The 21,339-nt window shown below is 65.3% G+C and carries 11 protein-coding genes, 1 other RNA gene and 1 pseudogene; 4 read left to right on the forward strand and 9 right to left on the reverse strand.

The genetic code is table 11. The features are described from left to right. The first annotated feature begins 273 nt into the window (after positions 1–273). On the forward strand, positions 274–1,506 hold the full coding sequence (locus FJ222_02635) for a hypothetical protein (GenBank protein MBM4163326.1): 1,233 nt from the start codon (positions 274–276) through the stop codon (positions 1,504–1,506). A gap of 22 nt (positions 1,507–1,528) precedes the next feature. Here FJ222_02635 and rpoN read toward each other — a convergent pair whose 3' ends face one another. After that, entirely contained in the window at positions 1,529–3,028 is a 1,500-nt protein-coding gene (gene rpoN, locus FJ222_02640; protein MBM4163327.1) for an RNA polymerase factor sigma-54, read from the reverse strand. A 281-nt stretch (positions 3,029–3,309) separates the two neighbouring features. Between rpoN and FJ222_02645 the strand changes: the two are divergent. Beyond that, a pseudogene (locus tag FJ222_02645) lies at positions 3,310–3,393 on the forward strand (RNA 2'-phosphotransferase). A 382-nt stretch (positions 3,394–3,775) separates the two neighbouring features. Here FJ222_02645 and ssrA read toward each other — a convergent pair. Both ssrA and FJ222_02655 read right to left on the reverse strand, forming a co-directional pair. Continuing rightward, positions 3,776–4,130: a transfer-messenger RNA gene (gene ssrA / locus FJ222_02650) on the reverse strand. A gap of 102 nt (positions 4,131–4,232) precedes the next feature. Then, positions 4,233–6,572 (reverse strand): glycoside hydrolase family 95 protein, encoded by a 2,340-nt coding sequence (locus tag FJ222_02655; protein ID MBM4163328.1) that lies wholly within the window; start codon positions 6,570–6,572, stop codon positions 4,233–4,235. Between the two features lie 227 nt (positions 6,573–6,799). Here FJ222_02655 and FJ222_02660 point away from each other — a divergent pair, with 227 nt between their 5' ends. After that, positions 6,800–7,324 carry a thymidylate synthase ThyX gene (locus FJ222_02660; GenBank protein MBM4163329.1) on the forward strand — a complete coding sequence of 175 codons (525 nt, stop codon included), beginning with the start codon at positions 6,800–6,802 and terminating at the stop codon, positions 7,322–7,324. A gap of 44 nt (positions 7,325–7,368) precedes the next feature. On the opposite strand, the gene FJ222_02665 is transcribed toward FJ222_02660, so the two are convergent. Beyond that, positions 7,369–8,907, reverse strand: a complete 1,539-nt coding sequence (locus FJ222_02665) for a metallophosphoesterase family protein (GenBank protein MBM4163330.1) — start codon at positions 8,905–8,907, stop codon at positions 7,369–7,371. A 216-nt stretch (positions 8,908–9,123) separates the two neighbouring features. Here FJ222_02665 and FJ222_02670 point away from each other — a divergent pair, with 216 nt between their 5' ends. Beyond that, complete coding sequence (locus tag FJ222_02670; protein MBM4163331.1) at positions 9,124–9,999, forward strand: prepilin peptidase; 876 nt, start codon at positions 9,124–9,126, stop codon at positions 9,997–9,999. A 20-nt stretch (positions 10,000–10,019) separates the two neighbouring features. Here the strand turns inward: FJ222_02670 and FJ222_02675 are convergent, their stop codons facing one another. Genes FJ222_02675 through FJ222_02695 form a run of 5 tightly spaced genes read right to left on the reverse strand, consistent with a single transcriptional unit; the run spans position 10,020 to position 21,290 of the window. Continuing rightward, positions 10,020–11,429 (reverse strand): terpene cyclase/mutase family protein, encoded by a 1,410-nt coding sequence (locus FJ222_02675; GenBank protein MBM4163332.1) that lies wholly within the window; start codon positions 11,427–11,429, stop codon positions 10,020–10,022. A gap of 2 nt (positions 11,430–11,431) precedes the next feature. After that, a complete protein-coding gene (locus tag FJ222_02680; protein ID MBM4163333.1) occupies positions 11,432–15,631 on the reverse strand; it encodes a hypothetical protein in 4,200 nt (1,399 codons plus the stop codon). Then, positions 15,631–18,246 (reverse strand): hypothetical protein, encoded by a 2,616-nt coding sequence (locus FJ222_02685; protein ID MBM4163334.1) that lies wholly within the window; start codon positions 18,244–18,246, stop codon positions 15,631–15,633. The genes FJ222_02680 and FJ222_02685 overlap by 1 nt, the downstream gene beginning before the upstream one ends. Positions 18,247–18,249: 3 nt before the next feature. After that, the gene (locus FJ222_02690; GenBank protein MBM4163335.1) at positions 18,250–20,367 is read right to left on the reverse strand and encodes a VWA domain-containing protein; all 2,118 of its coding nucleotides are present in this window, start codon (positions 20,365–20,367) and stop codon (positions 18,250–18,252) included. Then, entirely contained in the window at positions 20,364–21,290 is a 927-nt protein-coding gene (locus FJ222_02695; GenBank protein ID MBM4163336.1) for a DUF58 domain-containing protein, read from the reverse strand. Before FJ222_02695 ends, FJ222_02690 begins: the two co-directional genes overlap by 4 nt. Between the last annotated feature and the right edge of the window lie 49 nt (positions 21,291–21,339).

Consider the following 21,339-nt stretch of genomic DNA (forward strand, 5'->3'; position numbering starts at 1 on the left):
ATGATCAAAAACCGTTTGCATGGGTGACATTTTATGATCACATGCAGGAGCAAAGCAAGATTACGATTATGATTACGATTAAGTAACCCTCATCAGAACTGCCATGCGCCCCGTGCGGGGTGTGTCGATCAGGGAAAAGTCCGCTTGACATTATTGATCTGTTCGGGCATCCTCATGTCCTCTGATCATGCGTCGGAGACGCTGCTTCGGGCCGGTCTCGATCAGGCGATATGCGGTTTGATTATCGCCACGATCGGTGCCACGGAGGGTCTTATGAGAAAGTGTATAGGGTATGCGGTGCTCGGCGGTCTGTTAGTGGGCATGCCGGTCTGGGCGGCGCTTGGTCAGGTTTCATCCCAAGCGGTTCCGGCCCTGAAGGCCTCTTTTGAGAAGAGCCTGCAGGCGATCATCGCCAATTACGAAGGGGCCGTGAAGAACTGGACCGGCAGCTATATCGCCGCCTTGAAAACCCTTCAGGTCAAACTCCAGAAAACCGGCGATTTTGATGGGTGGACCGCTGTGGAGAATGAATTGGCCCGCATAAACGCCGATCCCGATGCCAAGCCGGGGATTCCCCCCGACGCGATTTCGCGGGTGGATGCGCTTTTGGCGCTGCAGACGAAGTTTCGGGATGTTCCCTCGCAATTGGCCTTGGACAAGAATCAGAAAATCGTGGCCCTCAGCCAGCGGTATATCGCGAGCCTGACGGCTCTGCAGACGACCCTGACCAAGCAGGGACGGATGGAAGAGGCGCTTGTCGTGAACGCCGAGATCAAGCGTGTCAAGGGAAGTGCCGAGGTGGTGATGGCCGAGTTTGAGCTGTCGAGTCCTGCGATGCACGATGGGAAGGGCCTGCCGCCCACGGAGGATGCGTCCGTGCCTGTCGGAAGCGACCCTGCGGTGAAGGCGCCTGCTCCGTTAAATGAGGCGGTCGATGTCGTGACGTACGTGGGCAAGGCCCCCGTGTCTGCAGACAGCACGTTCAAGCCCTTGCGGCTTCTCCAGACGCCAGCGATGGGGGTCAAACGGAAGCTGAGTGTGTCGGCCCTGATGACGTCGGATTCCTCTGAGACCGGGGTCAGCAGCGGCGACTATTACGGGTTGTACAAGAGCTCGTCCGGAACCACGAGTTGCCGGGCCCGCGTGGGCCTGAAGTCCATGGCATCGGGCTCGGTGTTGTCAAATCTCATTGTGGTGGTTGAGTACTACAGCAAGGAAGTGAAGTCAACCTCTGGAAAGATCACTCCGGAGAAGATGTTGTTCCGACGCGTCACAATCCCCAAGGTTGACACGCTGGGCGTCTGGCTTGACTTTCCCGATGCCTCGATCTACCGGTCCTCCTACAAGTCCAGCTCCCTGTACGGATCCTCCTACACGTACAAGAGCGGAAGGACGTTCTATGGGATTGTCGTCAGCGTATACGAAGCCGACAAGACGTTGATCTTTCAGGCGGTGTCCGCCAGCACGCTTCTTACCCTTGCCCCGGTAGCGCTGCCAAGCGAATGAACCGGGCACCCCGAACCCGTGCTCAGGTCCGCCGGCGGCGCAGGTGGGAGGGCGGGATCTTGAGGAAGATGCGGTATTTGGCGACGGTCCGGCGCGCGATCTGAATCCCCGTTTTCTGCAAGGCGTCCTGAATCGCCTGGTCGGAAAGCGGATTAATCCGATCTTCGGCGGCGACGAGTTGGGTGATCCTGTCCTGAACGGTGCGGTTGGAGATGTCCGTTCCGGCGTCGGTTTTCAATCCCGTCGTGAAGAAATACTTCAATTCGAAGAGGCCGACCGGCGTCCGCATGTATTTGTTGGCGACCGTGCGTGAAACCGTTGTCTCGTGGACGCCGACCGTGGCGGCGACGGCGGCCATGGTCATCGGGCGGAGATGCCCGACCCCTTTGTCGAGAAACTCCTGCTGTGCGGCGACGATTTCCGAGGCGATGCGATGGATGGTCCGCTGCCGCTGGTGAATGCTCTTGATCAGGAAGACGCCGGCCCGGATCCGCTCGCGGATGTAGGACTTGACCTCGGCTGTGACCTCGGGGTTCTCCAGTAGACGGCGGTAGTGGGCGCTGATGCGGACGTGGGGGAGCCGGTCGTCGTCGACGACGACCACGAAACGTCCGGCGACCTTGCGGATGACCACCTCGGGTTCGACATATTCGGTGGTTTCGGTGGAAAAGGCGCAACCCGGGCGGGGGTCGAGCGAGCGGATCAGCGTCACGGCCCGCTCGAAGGTCTCCGGATCGGTGCGGAGGGACTTGATAATGGCCCTGCGGTGGTTGGCCGCCAGGTCCTCCAGATGGGCGTCGACAATGGCGCGCGCCAGCAGGTGGTCTGGCGTGGCCGGCAGGGCGCGCAACTGCAGCAGCAGACACTCGCGGAGGGTGCGCGCACCGATGCCGATCGGATGGAAGTGCTGAACAGCATCCAGAACCGCTTGTAGTTTCTCGACGGTGGTGCCGGCCTGAAAGGCGAGTGATGGGAGATCCGATTTGAAATACCCGTCCTCCTCGATATGCCCGATGATCAGTTCAGCCAAGCGGACGTCGTCGTCGTTCAGATCGGCAAGCGGGATCTGGTCGAGGAGGTGGTCCTGCAGGGAGACCGGCTGCCGGATCGAGTCGAGCATGTACTGGTGCCGCTCCTCAGCATCCTCGGAAGCGGGCGCGTTTTCCATGCCCTGTAAGAAATAGTCGCGCCAATTGTCGTCCAGCTTGGTCAGCGCGTCGAATTCCGAGTCAAAATCCAGAGGCGCGTCCGCGGCCGCAACCGGCTCCGGTTGCGGCTGTTCCGCTTCGATTGAGACTTCGGATGGGTCCCGCACGTCCTCAATCACCGGATTCTGCTCCATCTCCTTCTGAATCACGGCCCGCAACTCGAGGAGGGGCATCTGGAGCATCTCGAGGGACTGACGCAACTGCGGCGCCAGAATCATCATCTGGCGCTGTTGTTGATTAAGACTGAGGGAGAGTGCAGCCATAGGTCGATTCTCTAGAATCGCTTCCCATGATAGGCGATGCGCAGCGGACATGCAAGCATAAGCAGCACTTCTTGGCGTGAAAAATGCTAAAACCCGTGACGAAACGCGCCAGCAAGAAGCGCTGTCCCTCCGGGTTTTTCTCGGGATGATTCATCCCGAATGCGGCCTTTGAGACCGCAAAAATAGCACCGTCACCTATCCCCCAATACACCCGAGAGCGCAAAAAAAAAGAACCCCGGATTTGTTAATTCCGAGGTTCTTCTTTCTAAGATTCCGCGTCTTACTTCGGGATTTCTACCTTCGGAACCGCAACCTTGGGAGCTTCGACCTTCGGAACCGCAACCTTGGGAACCTCAACCTTCGGAACCGCAACCTTCGGAACCGCAACCTTCGGGGCCTCGACCTTCGGAACCGCAACCTTCGGGGCCTCGACCTTGGGGACGCTCGAGCAACCGACGGTCACCGCACACACAACCAGCAGACTCAACAATGACTTCATCGCTACCACCCTTCTTGTTACGTGTTTGTTCGCCGCTGACACCTGCCAGCGGCCATCCATATGCGCCCAAGTTGAAGCCCAAGTGCGATAAGGATGGCGTCACTGTATAGCGCCAGCCCTTTCGTGTCAAGAACGATCAACAGCAGATTAAGATCAAGATTAGGATTACGATTGTGAACAGCAAAACCGCGCTGACAACAAGAAGCGCTGCCAGCGCAAAGCCTGTCCTCGTCTGCAGTCGCGATTGTTGCCGATCAACTGCCCGCGACTGCGCCGATGGCCATGACGATTGCATAGAATGGTGGAGGCGGGGGGAGTTGAACCCCCGTCCGAAACGGCTTCCTCCAAGCATCTACGCGCGTGTCCCGTGCTTTAATCTCGCGGCAGGGAACGTCCCCGAGCCAACTGCCCCTACCGCCAGCGGCCACGAAATTACAAGCGTGACGCCCCGGCCACCCGGACGCCAACAGGGCCTGCTTTATTACGCAGACAGCCCCTAGCAGACTTCAGGGTGTCCACGTCGCGGCAACTTAGGCCGCGAGAGCCAAGTCTTGGTTGGCTGTTGTGTTTTTTCCCGCGTGTTTTACGAGGCCAAGCAGGATTCCTCGGCGCGCAGCTTGGGTTGCAACCATCCCGTCGAAACCGGTCGCCCCCAGTGATTGGTTAAAGAATAGCAGGTTGCTCCGCCGGATGCAAGTGTTCTGTGTGTGGGTGTGTGAGTGTGTGAGTATGTGTGTGTGGGTGTCCGGAACGGGGCTACACAACCGGCAGTTCGGTTTTAGTGGCGGCCTGCAACTGTATCTCGCGCAGGGTGCCGTCGGGCAGCCGCACGCGATACGACCCCGAATGGTCGGCCGTCAGCGTGGCGGCGATCAGCCGCCTGTCCTGCCAGCGCAAATCGACCGTCACCCCCCCGCGGGCGCGCAGCCCGGTCACCGCCCCGCAGCTCCAGGCCGGCGGCAGGGCCGGGAGGAGGTCAATGAGCCCGTCATGGCTTTGCAGCAGGAGCTCCGCCATGCCGGCGGTCGCGCCGAAATTGCCGTCGATCTGGAACGGCGGATGGTCGTCGAACAGATTCGGGAGCGTCTTTTCCCGCAACAGTCCGAGGATATGGGTGTGGGCCGCCGCGCCATCGCCCAGACGGGCCAGGAAGTTGATGAGCCAAGCCTTGCTCCAGCCGGTGTGTCCGCCGCCATGCGCGAGGCGGCGGGTGACCGTGGCGCGAGCCGCGTCAAAAAGCGCCGGCGTCCGCCCGCGGGTAATCTGGGTCAGGGGATGGAGGCCGATGAGAGACGAAATGTGACGATGCCCCGGCTCGCATTCCTCGTAATCCTCGATCCATTCCTGCACAATGCCCAGACGCGGGCTGACCTTGACGGGTGCCAGATTCGCCTTGACGGTGCGCAACCGAGCCGCAAAGGCGGGCTCGTCGAGGTCCAGCAGCGCCAGGACCTCCAGACAATCATCGATCAGTTGCGCGATCAGCGCGAGATCCATCGTCGCGCCATAGGTGAACATGCTGTGCGAACCATCGGCCGCGACAAAGGTGTTTTCGGGTGAGTGGCTGGGGCTGGTCACCAGTTTCCCGGCGCAAGGCGTGCCCGCTGGCGCTTCAACCAGGAAGTCGCAGGCAAAGGTCACGGCGCCCCGCATCAGCGGCCACAGCCGGTCGGCCAGCAATTTCCGGTCGCCGCTGAAGCGGTAATGCTCGAGGCAATGCGTGGCGAGCCAGATTGAGCCCATGGGCCAGATGCCGCACGCGCCGTCCATAGGCTCGACGCAGCCATGGACATCGCACACGTGGTGAGCCACCCAGCCGTCGCACCCGTAGAGCTTGCGGGCCGCTTCGTGGCCTGCGGGCGCAATCAGGCTCATCCAGTAGAACAACGGCTCCTGGCACTCGATCAGATTTGTCGGGCCCGTGAGCCAGTAGTTCATCTGCATGTTGATGTTGGTGTGATAGTCGCTGTCCCACGACGGTGACATCTGGTGCGCCCAGACCCCCTGCAGGTTGGCAGGCAGCGAGCCGGGACGGCTGGCACTCATGATCAGATAGCGTCCGTAGTGGAAATAGAGCGCCTCCAGGCCGGGATCCTCCTCTCCCTTCTTCACGCGCGCCAGGCGCTCGTCGGTCGGCAAGGCATCGCCGGGCGAGGCGGGCAGTTCCAAGCGGACCCGGTCAAAGAGTTGGCGGTGCGCGGCGATATGGTCGGCGCGAAGCTGTTCCCAGCTCTTACCAGAGGCAGCCGTCATCACCGCGCGGCAGCGGCCGACGGCATCGGCAGACAGATCGCCGGGCGCCACGTACGACGTTGCGACCGCCAGACGCAGTTCCACGGCATCGGCGCCGCGCACGCGCAAGCAGTCTTCATCGGCGATCAGCCTGCCGCCGGTCACACGGGCCTGCAGGAGCAGGGCAAAGCGCATGCCGCCGCGGGTCAGGCGTCCGGTCAGCAGGAGGTGCCCGTCCGGTGTGGCCACACGCGACTGCACATCCTGCTCGCGCTGCAGATTGATATCCACGTCTCCGCGGCCGGGATCAAACGCGATCCGGGTGCAGATCAGTTGATCCGGAGCCGAACAGAAATGCTCCCGCTGCTGGCGAACGCCGCGATAGCGTAACGTCGTGGTGGCCATGCCGGTGGACAGGTCCAGCGCGCGCTCATAGTCGTAGGTGGCATAGGCGGTCTGCCACCAGGCGCCTCCGGGAGCGGGATTGAAGAAGTTTGACTCGTGACTGGGCCGGGCGCCGCCACCGACCCAGTCAATCACCAGTTCGCCGGCACTCTGGTAGGGGTCGATGTTACGTTCGGGCGAAAGCAAGGATTTCTCAGCCAGATCATAGGCCTCTTGATTGCGGCCCGAGAAAAGGAGCGCGCGAATCTGCGGCAGCGCCTGCCCGGCCAGCGGGTTGCTGCGGTCGATGCGGGTGCCCTCCCAGAGCGACTCCTCGTTAATCTGAATCCGTTCGCGCGCCACGCGGCCAAAAACCATGGCGCCGAGACGGCCATTGCCCAGCGGCAGCGCGTGATGCCAATTCCAAGCATGCACGCGATACCACAGGCGGACCGGGGATGAGTGGGTGGATGTTTGCATAGTTATTCAGTCGAAAGTGAAAAAAGGCTATGTTACCCGCATTCGGGCCAGGATGCAAAGAGATTCCACGCAGAATACCCTTGTGCGATGTGCCGCTGTGTAGTACTGTCTGGAATGCATTCGACGCGGGTTTGGAACGCGCGTCTCGTCTCGATAGAGGGTGTCTGGGGATGGCGGAACAACCGGTCAGGGTCAGCTCGTTCAAAGCCCGTTTTAGCTGGCGGGATGTGGCAGACGCGGCGCGCACAACGGTGCGGAAGGAAGAAGGCGTGAAGGAGCCCGGTCGTGACTGGAAACGACGGGTGCTCCTCGCCGAGCATTCGCCCATCCGGCAGATCATGTTCAAGTGGAAATGGGTCAATCTGCCCTATTGGGTCAGCGTCCACTTCGTCCGCCACAAGATCGGCATCGAACATTTCGTCAGCACACAGCGGACCGATCGGACCGGCCTCAATCGCGAGGCGATCCCCCAATCGGCCTGCGTGATGCATGAATGCCTCGCCAACGCCCAGGCGCTCATCTTTATTTCACGCAAACGGCTCTGCCGTCAGGCCTCGCCGGAAACGACCGCCGCCTGGCAACGGGTGCTCGACGAGGTGCGGCCAATCGAACCCGAGCTCCACGGAGTCTGCGTTCCCGAGTGCGTCTATCGCGGATTCTGCCCCGAGTTTAAAAGTTGCGGGTACGCCGACACGCCCGCCTTCCGGCAGGCGCTCACCGCCTATCGGGGAGCCAGCCCCGACCCCGGATAGCGGAAGGCTCGCTCCTCGGCCGGGCGCGGATGCCCGTCTGCGGGTTACTGGGTGAGGGGTTCGAGCACCGGGTCTGCGAAGGTGACCGTGCCTGCGATCTCGCCTTCGATGGCCAGGCGGATGAATCGCGTTGGCGGACGCAGGCTGTTCTCCAGTTTTCGATCCATCGCGGTCCAGCCATCCCGATCCCGCTTGATTTTCGGCGGATCCTGGATCTCCCGCACCACTAGGGGGTGGTCACCGGAGCCGGATTCCCCGAGTTGTTCAATGACGAATACCGCATGACCCGCGAAGTCTGAGGCCTTGAGAAAGCGGACTTTGATCTGGAGGGTTTTCGCGTCAGCGCGGGCGATCCGAACCGGCGGCGATTCAATGCGGAAACGGGCCGGGCCATTGGTGACTGTGACGGCGATGCCGTCCCGCATCGCGGCGAGGGTGGTCGCCCGCGGATTGTCGAGCCGGACACGCCATCCCGAGAGCGAGGCGCCATCCGTTGAGACGGGAAGCGCCGGCAGGAGGTTTTTGGGTGAGGTTGGCGCGACCGCCGACAGCTCGCTGGCGGGCAGGATGAGGGGGCCGTCGGCGGCGGCTGGTGGGCGCATCCGGGCGATTCCGAGTCCGGCCGCCCCCGCGAGGAAACCCGTGACAGCCGCCACGAGGGCGATGCGCTTCCAGCGGCGCGCGACCCGGCTGAGACGGGTGAGTTCGCTGACTGGCGTGACGCCATGGGCGAGTTGGTCGGGGGTACTTGCCGGGGAGAAAGAGACCGCCTCGCGGATGGCGGAGAGGTGCCTGCGGGGGTCGCGCTCGAGGAACGGGGTGTCGGTTTCGGCAAACCCGGCGGCGAGCAGGGCTGCGCGGTAGGCGTCGAGGTCGAACGGTACGGTGCGCCAGACGACCGAGCCGGCATCGTCATCCAAAATACAATACGAGGCGAGCGCCTCGTCCGCGCGGGGATTGCCGGCGGAGCCGGGGTTGACGAGGTAGCGTTTGCCGGGTTCGATCACGAAATCCTGCGGGGGCAGGTGGTGAGTGGCCCCGCTGGCGCCGATGACGAAGAGGGCGGGCAGGTGGGTGTGCCCGGTGAAGAGGATCGGCTCGGTCGCGGCGGGCCAGGAGCGGGCCGCGTCCGCGTGATCCTCGATGTAGTTAAAGGCGGCGGGCTCGGTGAAATCGCCGTGGACGCAGCGGAACCCGGGGCCGGCGAGCGTGAGGGGCTGGGCCGCGAGGAAACGCGCGGCCTTGTCGGACAGGCGGGTGCGGGTCCAGTCGAGCAGGCGCCGGGCGCGCTCGTTAAAAAGGGCGGGGTCGAGCTTGCCGCAGACCGCCGCGTCGTGGTTGCCCATGCAGAAGGCATCGACGTGGCGATAGACCGATTCCAGCACTTCGGAGGGGTTGGGGCCGTAGCCGACGCTGTCCCCGAGACACAGGATGCGCCCGACACGTTGCGCGGCGATATCGGTCAGCACGGCGTTCCAGGCTTGCAGGTTGGCGTGGATGTCAGAGACGATGGCGTAGCGCACGGGCTGCCTTTCGGGGTTCAGATTCGGAACATAGTAAGACGGAACGGCAAAAACTAGCAATCCCCTTTTTCTGACGCTTGGCTTCTCTCTTTTGGATCCTGACGGCGGAGGCCATCATTAGAATTGCTGTTCCGGTTGTTCAGGCTTGACGTCGAATCACCCGCAAATCATAATCGCCTCCAACTGGAGACATCCGAAGCGTGTCGAAGCTTTTGGAAGACTCGTGCAACCACACCGGTTCCGCGCATGCGGCCCGGGCGTTAGGGGACATCGCCTATGTTGGATTTCTTTATTGACGAGGGGCCGCTCTTGGTGTGTGTGCTGGCCTGTTTCTCGGCTGTTTTAGGGGCGTGCATCGGCAGTTTCCTGAACGTCTGCATCTGGCGCATCCCGCGGGACGAGTCGGTGGTGACCCCCCGATCACACTGTCCGGCGTGCAATCGGCTGATCCCCTGGTACTTGAACATCCCGGTTCTGAGCTGGGTAATGTTGCGCGGCCGCTGCCGCTGGTGCCGCGAACCGATCTCCGCGCGCTACATTGGCGTCGAGCTGCTGACGGCTGCGCTGTTCTGCGTCGTGTTCCTCCAGTACGCTTTTGAGACTCCCATGCTGGGCATGGTCCCGCTCACCGACGCCGCGCTGATTCCGATCTACTGGATTTTTCTGTCGGCGCTGGTGTGCGGAACATTCGTGGACCTCGACCACATGATCCTGCCCGACAGTGTGACCCTCGGTGGAATGATTGCGGGGCCGATCTTCAGCACACTGGTTCCGGCGATGCACCACGGCCAGACCGTGTGGTATCAGGGCCTGCTCGCGTCCGGGATCGGCGAAATCGCCGGCTTCGGGCTGCTCTTCCTGGTGGCTGAGCTGGGGGCGAAGGTCTTCAAGAAAGAGGCGATGGGCTTCGGCGATGTCAAACTGATGGGGGCGGTGGGGGCGTTTCTCGGCTGGCAAGCGGTGTTGTTTGTTCTGATCGCGGGATCGCTGGTCGGCAGCGTGGTCGGCGTCACCCTGATCCTGCTCAAGAAAACCGAGCTTCAGGGGCGGATTCCCTTCGGCCCCTATCTCTCGCTGGGAGCATTGATCTGGATCTTCTGGGGCCAGCGCATTCTCGACGGCTATATTGAGATCTTCCTGCCCGCCATGTAAGCGATCAACCCCCGGCCGGTTCAGTTGAACAGCGGACTTCCAATGGGGCGCACAGCCGGGCTCTCTTCGTCGCCGTCCCATTCTCCCGTTCCGTCATAGGCTTCGCCGCCTTCATTTCCGCCATCTGCAGGGTCGGTCGGCTCTGGGTATGGGTCGTCAGGCGGCGGGGCGGGGAGATCCAGATCGGGTTGGGAACGTGTTCCACCGACCTTGCCTGCGGGATCTGCGACAGGCGGCAGCACCGTGGTGCCGCCGTCGAAGAGACGGCGTTGCCGCTGATACATGGGCAGGTACTGTTTTTCGAGCGAGAGCAGCAGGACGGCCATCGCGGCCGGATACGCGGGACCCGTCCCCCTCAGGGTCGCCGGCTCGGCGTTGTCAGCCGGATAGGGCCAACTGCCGTCGCCTGCCTGATGGTCGAGCAGCACGGTTGCCAGGCGAGGTCCGAAATCCTGCCACTCCTGGCCGCCAATCTGGAACATGCCCTGGGCCATATAGAATGAGCTGAAGTAGAAGAAGCCGCCGTACTGAAGGCCGCCCCAGGTGGGCGGATAGCGGCGCAGATAGGCCAGCGCCGCGCGTGTGTTTTGTTCGTCGCCGACGTCAAAGAGCGACAGGATGAAGACCACCAGCGCCGTGGATGAACGCTCCGCCTTGCCGCCGACCCGGCGATCCGGATAATAGTAACCATAGTCCGGACTGCCTGTGCCGGACTCCGCCGACGGCACCACGGCGTAGGACCGTCTGAGATACCCCAGCGCCGAGTTGCAAACCGAGGGCTCCATCTCGAATCCCGCCTGACGGGCCGTGTGGAGCACCAGCAGCTGCCAGCAGGTTACCGAGATATCGCTGTCGGTTGTGTAGGGATCATAACGCCAGCCGCCCTGCTGCCCCGCCGCCTTGGCCATCTGTTGGGCGCGGAGGATCACGTCCACGCTCCGGCGGCACCAGTCGGCCAGGGCGGGTTCCAGTTTCTCGTCAGCCTGCATGCCGAGACAGGAGAGCGCAAAGAGGGAGCTGATAGCGTGGATGTACATGCCGGACTTGTCGCTCTGTCCGACGTAGCCGTCGGGGGCCATGGCGCTCATCACATATTTCAAAGCCGCCGCCACATTCGTGCCGTACGGACCAGTGTCCCCCGGCAGATGTCCGTTGGCCAGAAAGGCCAGCCCGGCCAGCGAAGCAATGGCCGGTCGGTAGTTCGGGGAATTGACGACCCAGGAGCCGGCGTAGGGGCCGTTGGTGACCTGATGTTCCGCCATCCAGCGCAGTCCCCCGGCGACGGCCCCTTCCAGACGGGCCGGATCCACACGCGCCGGGACGGGTGCACCCGGAGCCTCCGCGCCAGCCGCAGGCACAGGCATCCGCGCCAGCAACACGATCAGCGGCAGCGTCGCGCCGCCCATGCGGAACAGGAGCATCAGTTTCATAATCAATGCCTCAGATAGCCGGCAGCCGAATCGACCCAGCGCAACGTGGGCTCCTGATAGCGACGCGCGCCTCCGGCGCGACGCAGGGCCTTGCTGGTCTTGTCCAGTTCGTCCAAGAGATAGCGCACGAGCTGCTCGTCCCGCGGCGGCGGCGGCGGCGGCGGCGGCGGCGTAAAGGTTTCTCCGCCGAGCGAAGAATGGAGCGTGCGCCAGGCAAAGAGCGAACCCGCCAGCGGCGCATCGGGCAGCACGGCCCCGGGCGAGCCGCGCCGGGCCAGCACCGCATCAAAGCCCTGCACCGCATCGCGCCGCGCGCGGTCAAACTGGGCCATGATGCGCCGGCGGGCGTGTTCGGCATCGCGTCGGCCGACCCCGTCCCACACGCCGGCGGGCGCTCCCCACCAGCCCGACGGCGTGATCGGGGCGCGCTTCAGGACCAGTTCGCGCGCCTGGCTCTCGACCTGCTCGGCCTGCCGCGACAGCTCGTCCAGGGCCAGCTTGTCGCGGGACAGCGTGTCGGCGCCCGCCGGGCGATCGGGACTGGCCAGCGTCAGGGCTCGGGTGCGGATCTCCCCGGCCAGCGCGCTCACCGACCCATTCGCATCCAGCGCTTTAAACCGTTCGAGCACCTGCAGAAAATCGCCGGTGAGCCGCGCAGCCTGACTCATCGCCTCCCGGAACTCCGCGCTTGCAGCCGTCCCGCCCTGCAACGCGCCGCCGGCCTCTCTCAGACGATTCCGCAGGTCGTGAATCAGGGGCAGGCGCGTCTGGATCACGAGGGCTGCGGCCGCCGGATTGTCGGCAAAAAACGCCTCGGCCACCGCCCCGGGATCCTTCGCCTCAGCCAGCTTGCGGGCGGCCACATAATAGCGTCTGAGTTCGCGCACGGCCGCGCTCTCGTTGCCGGCCGACTCTTCGCCGCGCAAGAGCTTGGCCGCCCGTGCCAACCCGATCCCGAGAGCCTTCACCGATCGCGACAGCTCCTCCAGATCCAGCGTCACGGTCGCAGCGACTTCCGCTCTCGGCGCGCTCCCCGTGCGAGCCCTGATCCGGCTGAGCAGCGGCGGCACGAAGACCCGGTAGCGGTTGAGCGCCGCACGCAGACCGGCCAGCGCCGCAGCAAGCCGGTCGTTCGTCTCCTGGCCCGGATCGCTGTAGGCCAGGTCGAGATGCATCCGGTATGCCAGGCGCAGGGCATCCGCTTCCCATTCCGTCAACCCGGCTTCAAGCGCGGCGAGGACCGGGGTCATGGCGGGCATGCCGCCGCCATCGGACGACGGCGCGAGGCCGGTCAAGCCGTCGAGCAACCGGGCCGACCGACCCGCCAGGGTATCGAGTGCCGTGTCAACCGGTTCCCGAATGGCGGCGACGGCGCGTGTGAGCCCGGGAAGCGCCGCATTCAGGCCCGCAGGCAACGGCGGCAGCCCGGTTTCGTTTTCAGCCTCTGAGCGTCCGTCAACATCCAGCGTCCGCACCCGTTCCGCGGCCGCAGCGCGCTCCGCAGCGTCACGTGCCAGATCCAGGGCTTTGAGCGCGTCAGCCAGGCGCCTTTCCGCAGGGGTCACGCGGGCGGCATTCATCCAATCCGCATATTCGTTGTCCAAGGCGGCGCGCGCAAGGCCTTCGGCTTCGCAGGCCAGGGCGGCCCCCGTGTCGGGGCTGGCGCCTCCCGCAGCGCGGCCGGGCGCGACGACCGCGAGCCGCTCGCCCAGACCCAGGAAGGCGCTGCGCTCGACCATGCGGGCATCGGCGCTCCCCCAGCGCGCCAGCTCGACAGACGACGCATGCGGTGCGGCGGACCCCGACCGGGAGAGCTCCTCGCGGCGCTGGTTGTAGCGCACGCGCAGGGCGTCACGGGCCGCCAGTCGCTGGGTCTTCCATTCCGGCAACGGCGGCAGGAGTAGCCCGATCCAGCCGTCAATCTGCTCCGCCATGGTCTTGCCGGCGGCCTGCTGCAGGGCCGGGTCGGCGTGCCTGAGATCGCGGCCGCTGCGGCTGATCTGCCGGGTACAGGCGAGGAGCTTGTCGAGATCGATCTGGGGCGACATCCGGGCGAGCGCCGCCAGATCGGCGCCCGTGGTGTCCAAGGCCTCCAGCAGCAGGTCGACCCGCCGCTCGCGCGAGGCGGGAGACGCGCGAGCCGCGGCATCCGCCAGGCCCGCGGCACCCAGCGTCTCGCCACGCAGATTGAACGCGCGCCGGATGAGGTCGCGCGCCCACCGTTCGCGCAGCAGGGCGGGCATCATCTCGGTCGTGAGCTGTCGCAGGGCGGCCTGGCGCGCCTCGAGGCTGTGGGGTGAGGGCATCGGCGGCTTGTAAAACAGCCCGGAGATCACCGCATAGAGCATCCGCGCCTCATCGGCGCCATCCGCGCCATCGGTGAAGTGGTGTTCGCTTTCGATGAAATCCAGCAGACTGTCCAGCGCGGGCCGGCTGTTCAACGCCAGACCTTGCGCCTTGGCAGAGGCCGCGATCGGCTCATACGCGGCTTCATTCAGAGCGAGCGCCGTGGGGTCGGAGGCCGCCGGCTCCATGATCGCCAGAATCTGAGCGATCAGCCGAAGCGCAGCCACCCGCCGGCGCTCATTCTCGTTGCCCGCCAGGGCAGAGACGAGGATACGAACGGACTGCGAGCGCTCGTCCCGGCGGCCCGTGTCGCGCACCCGCACCGCCAGCAGAATCTGGTCGCCCGGAACGGCGTCGACCTTCGCCAGATCGAAGTTCGCGGACACGGTCTGCGCGAGGCTTTTCTCCTGCACGGGCAGGGGGATCTCGCGGTCCGGCGCCTCCTGATTCCGGCCTGGATTGATCTGGTAACAGATGGCACCCTCGAGCAGGCCCAGGTCATCGGCCAGCTCCATGTGCATCGACACCAGTTCGCCTTGCGCGACCGTCAGGTCGCCGGCCGGATAGTCCAGGCGCACGCTGGGCGCCTGGTCCTCGCGCAGCGTCAGGCAGAGGCGGACCCGTTCGGTGTTCTCAAAACCCAAGTCGTTGACGAGGACGACCTCCATCTCGACCGCATCCGCCATCACGAACTCGTACCGATACGCTCCGGTTGTCGGGTCGGGCCGCAGCTCGGCCAGAGCGGCGCCATCCGGAACGCCGATTAGGCGGGCGGATTTCAGCGGCGATTGGTCGGAGGCAAATTCGATGCGCACGCGGCTGCCTGCAAAAGCGGGAATCGGATCGCGCAGATCCTCCACGCGAGCGGTTGGGATGCCCGTGTAGGCCGGAGGCTCCACCGCCACCGTCACGCCCGTGGCCCGCGGCTGCGCGATGACGCGGACCCGGCGGATGTCGGTCTGGGCATCGCCGCAGCGGACGCGGTAGCTGAAACTCTCCTGCAGGTCGTTCCGCGTGGTCACGAACAGGCGGCGCTGCACGCGGCTCATCGGGCGGGCGTCGTCGGCAACCGGCAGGCGTGAGACAAAGCCGGTGGCGGATGCCAGCAGACAGACTCCGGCGTCGGCTCCCAGCCAGCGCAGCGGCCGCTGGAGCAGCCGGGGGATCTCACCGGTCACCTGCACTTGCAGCACCACTTCGCCGCCGCGCCCGACCATGGCCGCTTCCGGCGTCACCGTCAATCGCATGAAGCTCGGTTTCGGAAGATTCCGGGTGGGCTGCGCCAGCCGCTGCAGCATCAGCGAAAACTGGTAGGAGGGCATGGCGAACAGCCCCACCCAAGCCACCGCCAGCAGCGCCAGCGCCCCGGTCCGGCGCTTGAGGCGGCGGTCGCGGGCCAACCGCGCGGCGTGCGGGGTGCGTTCACAGAGGGCCACGGTCTCCCGGGTCAACTGCTCCACCAATGCGACACGGGCGGCGCTGTTCGGCCCGGCACCTGCCCCGGCCCCGGCCAGCACATCGTTTAGCGTGACCAACCGTTCCGCCGTTGAAGCCGGCAGCAGCCGTTCCATCTCGTAGGCCAGACCGCCAACCGAAAAACGCCGCCACGCGAAAGTCCCCAACGCCATCACGCCGGCGAGGAGGGTCATCCCATGCGTCACGCCGCTGATCCACACCCGCTCGGGCGTATCGAGAAACAGGAACCGATCCAGATGCGTGGCGATCACCGCCAATACGGCATAGACCAGCAACGGCACCAGCAGCGCCCGCATCAACTCGTAAACCCGTTTCCGGCGGTAGAACGCCAGAATCGTCCTCACCACAGGCATCGGCAGATGTTTGAGTTTCGCCTGCATTACACAAGTCCCGCCAGTTTTCTCCAGACCCACTCAATCGTCAGCATGACCACCAGCGCGCCCAGCATCCACGGGGAGTCCCAAACCCGCCACACGCGCTCCTGATGCTCGACGCGGCTGCGGGGCAGGATGTCGTTGAACAGTCGCGCGGCATCCGCAAGCCCGGCGGAGCCGCCCCCCGTATTGGCGGCCAGCGCGCGCAGCAAGGCCTCGTCGCGCGACAAGGCGTGCAACTCGCGGCTGCGGTCCATCACGCAGAGCGGCTCCGGAGCGTCGCCGCCGCCGCGCCGCGTCACGGTCCAGTCGCCCGGGGGCACGTTTTCAAAGACAGCGGCGGCCCATACCGCGCCCGCATGGGACGGCACCGCCGGCGCCTCCAGCATCTGCTCGCCGGCGCGTAACTCGATCACCAGATTCGTCGCACCCGCCGCATCCGTCCAGATCTGCACGGACTCGCGGCTGGTGTAGCGATACAGATCGGGACGCGGCCCGCGGGGGGCGGGGGCGCCCGCCTCGACGGCCCAATCCACGATGCCCGCCACCAGCCCGGCATGAGCCTCGAGCGCCGTCGCGTTGAGCCTCCGCCACAGGCGGTCTGTATCGATCAGGAGCGTCTTGCCCTTGCCTGAAAACCGCGTGCTGATGAGCGGACGTCCGTCACGGGTCTGCAACAGCCCCACGGCGTCATCCCGACGGCGCTCGGCGGCCGCCGCTTCCGCGTCGGGCAGGAGGCCGGCCAGTGATCGGGTGACGGGGTGATGACGTCCCGCACGGGGCAGTTGAAGGGGCTCCGAATCGGCCGGCGGAACGGTCTCGGCGCCACGGGGCTGGGTGGGCAGCAAATTCTGAATGACGGCCGGCAGCGGATCGCGACGGCCGGTGCCGAGCAGGGCCAGGCTGCCGCCCCCCTCCACATAGTCCGCCAGAAGCCGCCACTCGTCCGGCGTCAGGATATCGGACGGCAGATCGCCCAGGATGATGAGATCATAGAGGACCAGCGCGCTGGCGTTTTCCGGCCAGAAGCCCCGGCCGACGCCGCGCTTGAGCACCTGATCGGGTTGCGCCAGCACGGTGATGGAGTTGATATCCAGATAGCCCAACCGGGTGAGGATGTTGTTGATGAACCGGCTCTGCCAGCGGGGTTTCCAGTCCAGGAACAGCACGCGCACCGGCTCGGGACGAACGCGGACGGCCAGATCCAGACTGTTGTTTTCCTGCGGCACCACTTCGCCTGCCGCGACGCCGACACGCACCGTCAACCGCTGCAGACCTTCCGTCTCGGGTGTGACTGTCAGCCGCCGCTGAATCGCCGGATCGCCGGCAATCTCCAGCGTCTGATTGGTGATCGCCGGACCCGCCGGACCCAACAGCTCCAATCCGACTTTTCCAGGCTTGGGCAGAACGGTCTTGAGATCGACGCGCACGCCGACCGGTTTTCCGAGAACCGCAAAGGGCGGGTAATACGCCCCGCACACCGCAATATCCGGCGGCTCCTCCGCGCCCCCCACGCCTGCGGAGAAGATCGGCACCGATCGCATCGTCGCGGCCCGCGTGACGGCATCCATCGCTGTGTCCCCCAGATTGCGCCCGTCGCTGAAGATCACGAGGCCGGCCAGCGGGAACGGGTTGTCGCTCTCCAGAAGCTTCAGCAGCGTCCCGGTGAGGTCCGTTTCGCCGGCGGCGATGGCCGGAACGTGAGGGTCCAGCTTCGAGAAGCGAATCGGATCCCGCTGCGAGAGCGGCAGCAACCACACACTCGCGCCATCAACCGCGCCGAGCAGCGCGTCGCGATGGTCCTTCAGCCAGGCGTACGCGAGGTCGATGCGCGGTGCCTGCCGCACGGCCCCGGCCGCCGCCGCCAGCGCCGAGTCGCCAGCGGCAATGGCCGCGCGGTCCGACTCCTGTTGCGTCTCGTCCAGCAGGGCGACCAGCTCGGAAAGCGCGGCACGCATCTTCAAGACCGATTCGCCGGACGGAACCTGATCGCCCGTAAACAGGGGCTTGAGCGACGCATTCAACTCGCGGCAGCGTCCGGAAATCTCCTGCAGTCGGGGCGCGGCCCCGGCGCTGTTGGCCAAGTCCGCGGCCCGCTGCGCGACGGCTTCGAGACGCTCATTGACCTGCATCTGAACGCGCTCGGCCTCGCGCCAGAACGCATCGAGGCTGCGATCCAGGCTGCGGCTGACCTGCTCAAAGCGGATGAGGGTCCGCTCCACCGCCAGAATCTCTTCGCGCAGACCGGCCGCCGGGGCCTCGCGGCCCGCCACATTGCCCGGCGCCTGGCGGGCGATCTTCAGGGCTTCGCCCTCCGGCAGGGCCGGGTCGGCAACGCCCATGCTGGCGGAATCGTCCAGAATCAGCAGCAGCCGCCCCGGGTAGGTGGACGTCTCGCGGCGAATCAGGCTGGGGCGGAAGGCCAGCACCACCACGGAGATTAGGATGACGACCCGCAGCCCGATAAGCCCCCAGGCATGGCCGCGCGCAATGGCGCGCGACTGGCGGCGGTAAATCTCGACGCCGAGCCACGCCACCAGGGGCACGGCCGGCACGAGCCACCCAGCCGACCAGGCAGCGGCAAACCGAACGGCATACTCCACTGTTCTTAACGCTTCCATACCCTATACAAACCTCAAGCCCATCAGCAGTTCGCCCATTGCAAACAGGAGCACGGCAAGCAACACCCATCCATACCGCTCGGCCCCGCTCCCGTCCGCCTCCAGCGCATCCATCAGTTCCCGCGCGGAACCCGCCTCAGTCCAGGCCAGCGTTTCGGCCAGTTGTTCGCGATAGGCGGGCGCCATCGCCGTCAGGCTCGAATCCGTCCGCTCGCCCTGCACCCCGATCCAGATGCGCTCGGAGCTGTTCTCGCGCAACACCAGCAGCGACGCCGGTCCGCTCCGGCTCGACCCCGGGGCATATTCCACGAACATGCCCTGCGCCTGTGGCGTCAGGGAGGCCAGCGCGGGTTCCGCGTTATCGAGTCCGAACACGGCCCCGGTTGGTGGCGGATCGCCTGTGGCCAGATAGCGCACCGGCTCGTTCCGCGCCACGCGACGCGTGTATTGCCCGGCGCTGGCGGCTTCGGCAAAGAGGTGCAGCAGGAACGGATAGACGGTTTCGCGCACCAGCAGGTTGTTGTTATGGGAGTTCAGGCCGGCGGCGAGCATCAGAACGCTCCCGCGTTCCAGGCGTCGCCGCCAGGCGTAGGTCGAGCCATCGTCAAATCGCGCCAGCGTCTCGGCGCCCGGCGCGGGCGTATCACACTCGACCCAGGAAAAGAACCGCACCTGGGAGAGGTCGCCATCGGCATCGTTCTCGAAATCGCGCAGGGCGGGCAGGTCGAAGCCCGTGCGGCTCAACTGGCGGAACACGGGGCCGGCCAGCGCCTCGTTGCGCAGGCGCGCCGGGACGGCAGGCAGGAGATTCGCCGGTCCCAGCAGACCGCGCCAGGCGGCCAGGTCCGCAGAGGCATCGGCCGCCAGAATCAGCCCTCCGCCCTGTTCCACATACTGGCGCAGCGTCTCCGCCAGATCGGGCGTCAGCGTGCGTCCGCCGTCGAGCACAACTGCGTCGTGCTTCTGCAGCGTGGAAAGGGCGCACGTTGCATCGGAATAATCGGTGATCCGCAGGGGCCCTTCGGCCTCCTTCGTCGAGCCCCCGGCGAGCATGCGGGCCGCCAGCCCGAGAAACCCGGCGGAGGATTCAAACTTGCCGGTGCGCCCGGCGTCGCGCAGGACCAGCAGCGAAACCGCAGGAGCCACCTCCACGCCTGCTGACAACGCATTGTCGAACGGCAGCACATCGTCGCTCAGCCGTGCGGTGATCAGGTGCGGACCCGCCGTGTCGAGGCGCAGGTTCAGGGCGAGGCGCACACTCTGCCCCGGCTGCAGGGAGACACGCTTCGCGCCGGTCTTCGCGCCGTTCACCAAAACACTCAGTTCCGCATCGCGCACCGCCTCCGCGCTGAAATTGCGGACATCCGCATACACGGGGAAGGAGAAGCCGCGCAGCACGCGTTCATGGCCGGCCTCCAGCCTGGTCACCGCCAGATTCCGGCGGTCGGCAAGCGGCGGATGAATCCAGAATACGCGCGTCTGCTCATCCGCGTCAGCAATCGCCTGATCCACATCGGCCCAGTTCGATGCCTGGTCATCGGCCACGATGTAGATTTCCCGGCGTTGTCCGGCGCCGTGAGCCAGCACCGCCTTGAGGCCTGCGGCCAGCGAGACCGCCGTCTCCTCCACCTTCAGAGTGTCCAGAATGGCGCGACTATGATCGGCGTCCACCACGGCGGCGCGGTCCACCACCCAGCGGGGGCGGCTGTCCAGCGCGTAGAGCGACCACATTTCACCCCGCTCCCAGCTCGACACCAGTTCGCGCATGATTTCAAGCGACGCATCGAAAAGGGTTGGCGGGCTCCGGCCTGCCAGCATGCTGTACGAGCCGTCCACCAGCAGGACGCGCAGCACGGCCCCGTCGGTTCCGGTTGAACGCGCCGCGCGCGACTGGGGGCGGGCGAAGGCCAGCACCAGCGCCATCACCACCAAGGCTCGCAGCGCCAGTAGGATGATCTGGTCCCAGTACAGCTTCTTGCGCCAGCGGGCCAGCGCGCGCTCGAGAATGTAGTCGGCACCCCACGGCACGCGCAACGACCTGAACCGCATCAGGTAATACACGATGATGGGGATGGCCCCCAGGATCAAACCGATGAGCACCGCCGGATGGACGAACGTCATACGCCGCCCCCTCCGCCGGCCCGGCGCGCCAGGTATGCCGCCAGCGCGGTTTCGACCGGCTCATCGCTGCGGAGGCTCACGAAATGGACGTCATGCTTGCGGGTCCAGGCCTTCCAGCCCTCCATAAACTCCCGGTATTCCTCCAGGTAGAAGCGCTTCAGCGGCACGGTGTCCACGCGGTGGCGGACCCCCGCCCGCTCGAGCGATTCAAACTGCATCCAGCGGTTGAACGGAAAGTGCTCCGCGTCGGGATCACGCACGTGAAAGAGCAGCACCTCATGGCCGCGGGCCTGCAACTTGCGGAGTTCGAGGCGGATGGCGTCGGGATCGAACATCAGGTCGGAGACCACGATCACCAGGCCGCGCCGCGAGACGCGCTCCAGCACGCCGCGCAGCGATCCGTTCAACGCATCGGCGGCGCTCGCGCCGGTGGTCACCAATGCCTGGAGGATGCGCACCAGTTGCGTCGACGTCGAGGAGGCGGGCAACCAGACGGTCCGGTCCGAGTTGGCCATGACCAGGCCAATGGAATCACGCTGCCGGAGCACCAGATAGGTCAGGCAGGCGGAGAGTTGGGAGATCTGCCGCCAGACGCTGATGCCGCCGGAAGCCTGCTTGTGGCTGGCGCTGTTGTCCACGACCAGTTGCACGCTCAGGGCGGTGTCCTCGATGTAGCGCTTGACGAAATAGCGATCGTGCCGGGCGGACACTTTCCAGTCCACATGCTTGATCGGATCGCCCGGCATGTACTGCTTGTGGTGGTCAAATTCCGTGCTGACGCCCTTGCGGCGGCTCAGGTGCGCCCCGTGCTGGATGCCCTCCGCCTTCTTGCGGGCCAAGAGCTCCAAATTCCGGATCGCATCCCGGACTTCAGCGGGAAGGACGACGTCCAACGTCAGTTTTTTTTCCGTCACTACCGCCATCGTTCAACCCTGCGCCTGTTGTGATGTTCGCCGTTGAGGATCCACGCCT

The sequence above is a fragment of the Lentisphaerota bacterium genome (genome assembly GCA_016873675.1).
GTDB lineage: Bacteria > Verrucomicrobiota > Kiritimatiellia > RFP12 > JAAYNR01 > VGWG01.

Excerpts from the sequence above, each read along its gene's own strand:
- FJ222_02655 (MBM4163328.1), bottom strand. The coding sequence starts at position 6,572 with ATGCAAACATCCACCCACTCATCCCCGGTCCGCCTGTGGTATCGCGTG.
- FJ222_02685 (MBM4163334.1), bottom strand. The coding sequence starts at position 18,246 with ATGGAAGCGTTAAGAACAGTGGAGTATGCCGTTCGGTTTGCCGCTGCC.
- FJ222_02690 (MBM4163335.1), bottom strand. The coding sequence starts at position 20,367 with ATGACGTTCGTCCATCCGGCGGTGCTCATCGGTTTGATCCTGGGGGCC.
- FJ222_02670 (MBM4163331.1), top strand. The coding sequence starts at position 9,124 with ATGTTGGATTTCTTTATTGACGAGGGGCCGCTCTTGGTGTGTGTGCTG.
- rpoN (MBM4163327.1), bottom strand. The coding sequence starts at position 3,028 with ATGTCCGCTGCGCATCGCCTATCATGGGAAGCGATTCTAGAGAATCGA.
- FJ222_02635 (MBM4163326.1), top strand. The coding sequence starts at position 274 with ATGAGAAAGTGTATAGGGTATGCGGTGCTCGGCGGTCTGTTAGTGGGC.
- FJ222_02675 (MBM4163332.1), bottom strand. The coding sequence starts at position 11,429 with ATGAAACTGATGCTCCTGTTCCGCATGGGCGGCGCGACGCTGCCGCTG.
- FJ222_02695 (MBM4163336.1), bottom strand. The coding sequence starts at position 21,290 with ATGGCGGTAGTGACGGAAAAAAAACTGACGTTGGACGTCGTCCTTCCC.
- FJ222_02680 (MBM4163333.1), bottom strand. The coding sequence starts at position 15,631 with ATGCAGGCGAAACTCAAACATCTGCCGATGCCTGTGGTGAGGACGATT.